Annotated in this window: 8 protein-coding genes and 1 pseudogene; 3 read left to right on the top strand and 6 right to left on the bottom strand. The window is 58.5% G+C overall.

The window, feature by feature from the left end; translation table 11 throughout:
- A pseudogene (locus AACY13_RS12095) lies at positions 1-222 on the top strand (hypothetical protein); the annotation flags it as partial.
- A 252-nt stretch (positions 223-474) separates the two neighbouring features.
- Here AACY13_RS12095 and pssA read toward each other — a convergent pair.
- Together pssA and ilvC are read right to left on the bottom strand one after the other, a co-directional pair.
- Positions 475-1,290, bottom strand: coding sequence for a CDP-diacylglycerol--serine O-phosphatidyltransferase (gene pssA / locus AACY13_RS12090; protein ID WP_339461790.1), 816 nt, complete (start codon positions 1,288-1,290; stop codon positions 475-477).
- A 157-nt stretch (positions 1,291-1,447) separates the two neighbouring features.
- Positions 1,448-2,464: a ketol-acid reductoisomerase gene (gene ilvC / locus AACY13_RS12085; protein WP_238042333.1), complete on the bottom strand. Its 1,017-nt coding sequence runs from the start codon at positions 2,462-2,464 to the stop codon at positions 1,448-1,450.
- 125 nt (positions 2,465-2,589) lie between these two features.
- Here ilvC and ilvY point away from each other — a divergent pair, with 125 nt between their 5' ends.
- Positions 2,590-3,471 carry an HTH-type transcriptional activator IlvY gene (ilvY, locus tag AACY13_RS12080; RefSeq protein ID WP_339461827.1) on the top strand — a complete coding sequence of 294 codons (882 nt, stop codon included), beginning with the start codon at positions 2,590-2,592 and terminating at the stop codon, positions 3,469-3,471.
- A gap of 105 nt (positions 3,472-3,576) precedes the next feature.
- Here ilvY and ilvN read toward each other — a convergent pair whose 3' ends face one another.
- Complete coding sequence (gene ilvN, locus AACY13_RS12075) at positions 3,577-4,068, bottom strand: acetolactate synthase small subunit (RefSeq protein WP_298116935.1); 492 nt, start codon at positions 4,066-4,068, stop codon at positions 3,577-3,579.
- Positions 4,069-4,070: 2 nt separating this feature from the next.
- Positions 4,071-5,795, bottom strand: a complete 1,725-nt coding sequence (locus tag AACY13_RS12070) for an acetolactate synthase 3 large subunit (protein WP_339461780.1) — start codon at positions 5,793-5,795, stop codon at positions 4,071-4,073.
- 422 nt (positions 5,796-6,217) lie between these two features.
- Here AACY13_RS12070 and AACY13_RS12065 point away from each other — a divergent pair, with 422 nt between their 5' ends.
- Positions 6,218-6,664 carry a DUF4124 domain-containing protein gene (locus tag AACY13_RS12065; protein ID WP_339461778.1) on the top strand — a complete coding sequence of 149 codons (447 nt, stop codon included), beginning with the start codon at positions 6,218-6,220 and terminating at the stop codon, positions 6,662-6,664.
- Between the two features lie 21 nt (positions 6,665-6,685).
- Here AACY13_RS12065 and AACY13_RS12060 read toward each other — a convergent pair whose 3' ends face one another.
- Together AACY13_RS12060 and AACY13_RS12055 are read right to left on the bottom strand one after the other, a co-directional pair.
- A complete protein-coding gene (locus AACY13_RS12060) occupies positions 6,686-7,018 on the bottom strand; it encodes a YqcC family protein (RefSeq protein WP_339461776.1) in 333 nt (110 codons plus the stop codon).
- Positions 7,018-7,710, bottom strand: coding sequence for a tetratricopeptide repeat protein (locus tag AACY13_RS12055; protein ID WP_339461775.1), 693 nt, complete (start codon positions 7,708-7,710; stop codon positions 7,018-7,020). The genes AACY13_RS12060 and AACY13_RS12055 overlap by 1 nt, the downstream gene beginning before the upstream one ends.
- Positions 7,711-7,715: the final 5 nt, after the last annotated feature.

The raw sequence follows: 7,715 nt of genomic DNA, 5'->3' as shown, positions 1-7,715 counted from the left end.
TTCTTTCCGAAGAAGTTCTTTCTACTCAACCACTTGCAACCCCGACCAACATCCAGCTTCTCGTTAGCGGGAGGCGAATTCTACAGCGTTTCAAACCGCTGTCAACCACCTCTTCAACCGCCGCCGATCGACCTGATCGAAGCCACCAACAGGATCAAACCACCACCCTGCCAGCCCGGCGCATTCTACACAGCTTTCGCTGCTTTGCAACCTCTCTTTTAAAGCTAACTTATTGTTTTAGAATAAGTTTTCCGAGAGATCTGCGCCGGAAGAGGTGCGCATTATAGGGGCATTCGAAGCCAGGTCAAGGCATTATTACGCTTTTGTGGCACCCCACTCCCCGCACCACCCAAGTACGGACACAACAGCAATGGAGCCCCCCCTCGGGCACAACGGCTCAAAGCAAGAAAACGCACAACACAGAAACGCCGAAGCCGTTGATGCGGAACATCAACGGCTTCGGCGGCAGGCCCATTACTCAGTCGTTTTACGACGTCGCAGCTGCAGCAGATACTGGATAGGCCCTGATGCGGCATATGCCAGGAAGATGATCAGCAAGATGCGCGGCGGATCACTGAAGACTACGGCGAAGATCAGCACCACCACCAGAATCGCCACAAAGGGCACGCGCCCTTTCAAGTCGAGATCCTTGAAGCTGTGGTACTTGATGTTGCTGACCATCAACACACCAGCCGCCGCCACCAGAATCGCCACGGCAAAGGCCATATTCGAACCCTTGATGCCGAAATCGCTGAAGGCCCAGACCGTACCCGCTACCACGCCGGCAGCCGCGGGACTGGCCAGACCGATAAAGTAGCGCTTATCAACACTGCCGATCTGTGTATTGAAGCGCGCCAGACGCAAGGCCGCACCCGCCACATAGATAAAGGCCACCATCCAGCCCACCTTACCCATGCTGCCCAGCGCCCACTCGAACGCCAGCAAGGCCGGGGCCACACCAAAGGCAACCATATCGGACAACGAGTCATACTCGGCACCGAAGGCACTCTGGGTGTTGGTCAGGCGCGCAACACGGCCATCCAGACCATCGAGCACCATGGCGACGAACACCGCTGCCGCGGCCACATAAAAGTTGCCGTTCATGGCATTGATGATGGCGTAGAAGCCGGCAAACAGATTGGCCGTGGTAAACAGGTTGGGCAGCAGATAAATGCCGCGATGACGAACCTTGCGACCCTCGTCGTCGTGCCCCTCTTCTATATGCTCGTCAATTGGCAACAAGCTTTCTGTTTCGGGGGGCGACTGGGGTTCATCTGGACGTTCGTTCATGAACAATACCTTGCAACGGATTTGGAAATTTCGACAGACCGTATCGACAAGGGTTCGCCGATACTGCCCATTCAGTACCCTGGCTTTATACCAGAAGCCTTGGGGCACCATGAAAAAACGCGGCCATGGCCGCGTTTTTTTTTCACATCGAAAAGCCTTAGTTCTTGGTCTTGTCGACGATCTGGTTGGCAGTGATCCACGGCATCATGGAGCGCAGCTTCTCACCTACTACCTCGATACCATGGGCCGCATTGTTGCGACGGTAGGCAGTCATCGACGGGTAGTTGGCAGCGCCTTCCTGGATGAACATCTTGGCATATTCGCCGTCCTGAATGCGCTTCAGGGCGTTGCGCATGGCTTGACGGGACTCGGCGTTGATCACTTCCGGACCGGTCACATACTCGCCGTACTCGGCGTTATTGGAGATCGAGTAGTTCATGTTGGCGATACCGCCTTCGTACATGAGGTCCACGATCAACTTCAGCTCGTGCAGACACTCGAAGTAGGCCATTTCCGGTGCATAACCAGCTTCCACCAGAGTCTCGAAGCCAGCTTTGACCAACTCGACACAACCACCACAGAGAACAGCCTGCTCGCCGAACAGGTCGGTTTCGGTCTCGTCCTTGAAGGTGGTTTCGATGATGCCAGTACGACCGCCGCCCACGCCCGAAGCGTAGGACAGTGCGACGTTCTTGGCATTGCCGGAAGCATCCTGATAGATAGCGATCAGGTCAGGAATACCGCCGCCCTTGACGAACTCGGAACGCACGGTGTGACCCGGGGCCTTGGGGGCGATCATGATCACGTCGAGGTCGGCACGCGGCACAACCTGGTTGTAGTGGATCGCGAAGCCATGGGAGAAGGCCAGGGTAGCGCCTTTCTTGATGTTCGGCTCGATTTCGTTCTTGTACAGCTGGGACTGGAACTCGTCTGGAGTGAGGATCATCACCAGATCAGCAGCCGCTACAGCAGAAGCAACGTCGGTCACTTTCAGACCATGTGCTTCGGCCTTGGCTACAGTGGCAGAACCTTTGCGCAGACCGACAGTGACGTCAACGCCGGAATCTTTCAGGTTGCACGCCTGGGCATGACCCTGGGAACCGTAACCGATGATGGCGACTTTCTTGCCCTGGATGATCGAGAGGTCACAGTCTTTGTCGTAATAAACTTTCATGTTCTTGGCTCTTTTAATCGAAAAGGAATGGGGTGCATGCACCGCGACTAAGACACCTTAAGTGATCCGCCCCGTTGCGTAAAATGATATATTTGCAACACAACATGCCGATATTTGAAACGATGATGGACACTCACGCACTCAGGCTCTTTCTCTCCCTGGCCGACAACCTGCACTTCGGCAAAACCAGCCGCGAGCAGCACGTCAGCCCTTCCGCGCTCAGCCGCAGTATCAAACAACTCGAGGACGAACTCGGCGCGCCGCTGTTTCTGCGAGACAACCGCTCAGTTCGCCTGACCCGCGAGGGGCAACAGTTCCGCGAGTATGCGAGCGAGGTCATAAACGGCTGGCAAGCCATCCGCCAGACCTTCAAGCAGGATCAGTTAATCCTGCACGGGGAGCTTGCCTTGTATTGCTCGGTAACGGCCAGCTACAGCTTTCTCTATGACATTTTGAGCAGCTTCCGCCAGGATTATCCGCGCATTGAAATGAAGCTGCATACCGGCGACCCGGCGAAGGCCGTCGAACGGGTACAGCAAGGGTTGGAGGATCTCGCCATCGGTGCCCGCCCAGATAGCCTGCCGGCCGGCGTCGCCTTCCAATCAATCGCCCGCTCAGCCCTGTGCTTTATCGGCCCGCAGTCACCTCAGCTATTGAGCGAAGAACAGCTCAGGCATCCCACGGCGGAGAGCTGGCGGGACGTGCCGATGATCCTCTCGGAAGAAGGCCTCGCCCGCACCCGAACCGACCTGTGGCTGAAAAGCCACAACATCAAACCGCGAATTTATGCTCAGGTGAGCGGTAACGAAGCCATCGTCAGCATGGTGAGCCTGGGCTTTGGCATTGGCGTGGTCCCGCAAATCGTACTCGACAACAGCCCACTGACCGCACGCATCCGTATCTACGATATTCAGCCGCCGCTAACAGCCTACGACATTGGCCTATTTGCGCTGGAGAAACGCCTTAAAGACCCGCTGATCAATGCTTTCTGGAGTCGCCAACGCTAAATGACGGCAGCAACGCTCCGCCGCGCGCGGCGCTTAGCCCGAAAAACAAAAAGCCCTCGGGAGATATTTCCCCCGAGGGCTTTTCATTTCATCAGTACAACGCAATCAGATGCTCAGCACCTTGTCGCCACGGGCAATACCAGTAACGCCACTGCGTACGGTTTCCAGGATCGACGCGGTGCCGATGGCCTGGATAAAGCTGTCCAACTTGTCGCTCGTGCCGGCCAACTGAATGGTATAGACGCTGGTATTCACATCGACGATCTGCCCACGGAAGATGTCGGTGGTGCGCTTGACTTCGGCGCGCTGGGCCCCGGTGGCCTTGACCTTGACCAGCATCAGCTCGCGTTCGACGTGAGCGCTTTCCGACAGGTCGACCAGCTTGACCACCTCGACCAATTTATTGAGGTTCTTGGTGATCTGCTCGATCACCTCATCATGCCCCACAGTGGTCAGGGTCAGACGCGACAGGGTCGGGTCCTCGGTCGGAGCCACGGTCAGGCTTTCGATGTTGTAGTTGCGTTGCGAGAACAGACCCACCACGCGGGACAATGCGCCAGGCTCGTTTTCCAGCAGCAGGGAAATAATGTGTCGCATGATTAGGTCCGCTCCGTCTTGCTCAGCCACATGTCGCGCATCGCACCGTCTTTGATCTGCATCGGATAGACGTGCTCGCTGGTATCGACCTGGATATCGAGGAATACCAGGCGATCCTTCATGGCAAACGCCTCTTCCATCTTCGGTTTCAGGTCTTTCAGGTCGGTGATGCGCATGCCGACATGGCCATAGGCCTCGGCCAGTTTGACGAAGTCCGGCAACGACTCCATATAGGAGTGCGAGTGACGGCTACCGTAGTTCATGTCCTGCCATTGGCGCACCATGCCCAGGGCACCATTGTTCAGGTTGACGATTTTCACCGGCAGATCGTACTGCAGGCAGGTCGACAGTTCCTGAATATTCATCTGGATGCTGCCCTCGCCGGTCACGCACGCCACGTCGGCATCCGGGAAGCTCAACTTGACCCCCATGGCCGCCGGGAAACCGAAGCCCATGGTGCCCAGACCGCCGGAGTTGATCCAGCGATTGGGCTTGTTAAAACGGTAGTACTGGGCCGCGAACATCTGGTGCTGACCCACGTCGGAGGTCACGAAGGCGTCGCCGCCGGTGACTTCGGACAGGGTTTCGATCACGGTCTGCGGCTTGATGATGCTGCCGTCACCGCAATCGTACGGGAACATGATGCGCCCGCCGCGCCATTCCTCGATCTGCTTCCACCAGCTCGACAGCGCTTCCTTGTTGAGGTTCTCGCCGATCTCTTTGAGGATCGCGACCATCTCGGTCATCACGCTCTCGACCGGCCCGACGATTGGAATGTCGGCCTTGATGGTCTTGGAAATGGATGCCGGGTCGATATCGATATGAATGATCTTGGCATTCGGGCAGAACTTGCCCGCACCATTGATCACCCGATCATCGAAGCGCGCGCCAACTGCCAGGATCACATCGGCGTGGTGCATCGCCAGGTTGGCGGTATAGCTGCCGTGCATGCCGAGCATGCCGAGGAACTGGCGGTCGGTGCCGGGAAAGCCGCCCAAGCCCATCAGGGTATTGGTCACCGGCAGATTGAGCATCTGTGCCAGCTCGGTCAGCGGCGCTGCAGCACCGCCCATGATCACACCGCCACCGGAATAGACGATGGGTCGCTTGGCGCTCAACAGCAGCTCGGCGGCCTTGCGAATCTGACCGGAATGGCCACGCAGCGCAGGGCTGTAGGAGCGCAGCTTGACCTTCTTCGGATAGACGTACTCGAATTTCTCGGCCGGGTTGGTCATATCCTTGGGGATATCCACCACCACCGGACCGGGACGGCCGGACTGCGCCAGGTAGAAGGCTTTCTTCAGGATTTCCGGGATTTCCGAGGCGTGCTTGATCATAAAGCTATGCTTCACGATAGGCCGCGAGATACCGATCATGTCGGTTTCCTGGAAAGCATCGGTGCCAACCATGTTGCTCGGCACCTGGCCGGACAACACCACCATCGGGATGGAATCCATATAGGCGGTGGCGATGCCGGTAATGGCGTTGGTCGCGCCTGGGCCGGAGGTCACCAGCACCACACCAGCCTTGCCGGTGGCACGGGCATAGCCGTCAGCCATATGAGTAGCCGCTTGCTCGTGGCGAACCAGGATGTGATTGACTTCCGGTTCCTTGAACAGGGCATCGTAGATATGCAGCAGAGCACCACCCGGGTACCCATAGATGTTCTTAACGCCTTCGTCACGCAAAAAGCGGACGACCATTTCAGCGCCGGATAAAAGCTCCACGTTGTTCACCTCTAAAACGCCAGAAAACCGTCCAACAAGGAGGACGGCCTAAGATAGGTTTACTGCCAGCAGAGCATGAGCGACGGTGGTCGCCGACTACGTCAGCTACTACTGAGCAAGTATTGGGAACGCCCCAGAGTGTTGCGGGACTTTCCCACCCAGCGCGAGGTAACGCGTTGCGGGTGAAACAGGTCGGCGCGGGTGTGCGCCTCATGTCTGCTGAGCTAAAGCCTGCTTGCGGCGGACTCCACTACAGCGAACGTGGAATTGTTCGGATTCGACGCGGGCAAGTCAAGTAATCCGTGATGGATTCTGCAATCTTCTGCACCAACAGTGCGCAGGATGACGATTCGGCGGTTTTGGTTATAGTAACTGGCAGGTTTTGCAGCTCATAATTTGGCAGCCTAAAAAAAGGAATCAGCATGCGCCGTATGATCATTACCAGCAGCTTGCTGCTCGCCCTGAACGCAACCGCCATGGCCAGCCAGGTGTACAAATGGGTCGACGCCCAAGGCGTCACCCATTTCAGCTCGCAACCACCGCAAGGCCAGCAAGCGACCAGCATCAATACTGCCGCGCCGCCCCCCGCGAAGCCCGCCGAAGCGGCAGAGCCGAACGTCGCACCAACCTTCGAAAGCATTTCCGATCCCGAGCAGGCGGCTATCGACAAGAAGGTCAAACAAGAAGTTGCGGCCAAGGAAGCCGAGCGCAAGAAGTACTGCGAAGAGGTACGCACCACCCTGGCACAGCTGCAGAACAATCCGCGCCTGCGCATGGAGATCGACGGTGAAGTGCGCCGTGTTTCTGAAGATGAGCGCCAGGAGCGTATCAGTACCGCACAAAAGGCAATCGCCGAGAACTGCCAGTAACCGACCCTGGCGCGGCGCGACTCAGGTCGCGCCAACGATCAGGCGATCGAACTCTCCTAACAAGCGAATCAGCTCTCTGGCCTTCCCTGCCTGTCCGCCTCCATAAACCTGCTCGGCCATCGGCTGAATACCCGAAGTACTCGGCAGCTCAGCACCGGCTTCGAGCAGTTGTTTCATGCGCGGCAGAAAGATCCACTGCAGCCACTGCTCGAACGCCAGGGTATCCACGCAGAAAGGCTCTGGGCTGGCCAGGGCCTCGGCACTGGGGGGCTGCATTTCCCACCAGCCCTGCACACGCAACTCCCGCTCGATCAGCAGCAATTGCTCGGCCACAGCGACCACACGTGAATCCATCAGAGGCTTACCCGGGCACGTTCGCGGGCCTGCGCCGCACCCGCCGGATCGCCCTGACGCTCGCGGGCTTCGGCAATCAGGTTCCACAGGCTGGCCTGCAGCGCGGGACGGCCGCTGGCGTAGCTGAGACCGCGTCGGGCGAACTGCTCGGCCTGAGCCGCATCCCCCTGCGCCAGTCGCACCTCGGCAAGGCGGTAGAGCACCTGCGGCTCACGCGGCGCAATGCGCTGGGCCCGCTCGAGACTGGAAGCCGCGCCGTTCAGATCGCCGCCGCTCTGTTGCTGCTGGGCAGCCGTCAGCAAGGCCAGCACCGGCCCGTCGAGCTGCTCGTCGACAGACAGGCTACCACCGCTCGGAATACCGCTTGGCGCAGTGGGCGCGGGACTGCCGGAGATCACGGCACCTGGCGCATCGCCGCTCCAAGGCTGGCTACTGATGGTGCTTTCGATGGGCGCACTGCCCGCTGGAAAGGCCTGGATAGGCGCACTGCTGGCACCGGCACCCGGCACCATCACCACCACGCCGGAGTCTTCCGGCAGGCTCTGCGGCTGTGCCGGCGGCAAGTTGTAACCGCCCGACTGCGACGAGGCCGCGGAACCGGAATCCACTACGGGGATCGAGCCCTGGGGCACGCTGGCACAGCCGCCAAGCACAACCGAAACCGTTAAAGCTGGAATCAACCACTTATTCACTGCAC

Origin of the sequence: Pseudomonas sp. EA_105y_Pfl2_R69 (genome assembly GCF_963970915.1) — a bacterium.
GTDB lineage: Bacteria > Pseudomonadota > Gammaproteobacteria > Pseudomonadales > Pseudomonadaceae > Aquipseudomonas.
Note: the sequence above shows the minus strand (reverse complement) of the source record. Positions and strands in the feature narration are given on the sequence as shown.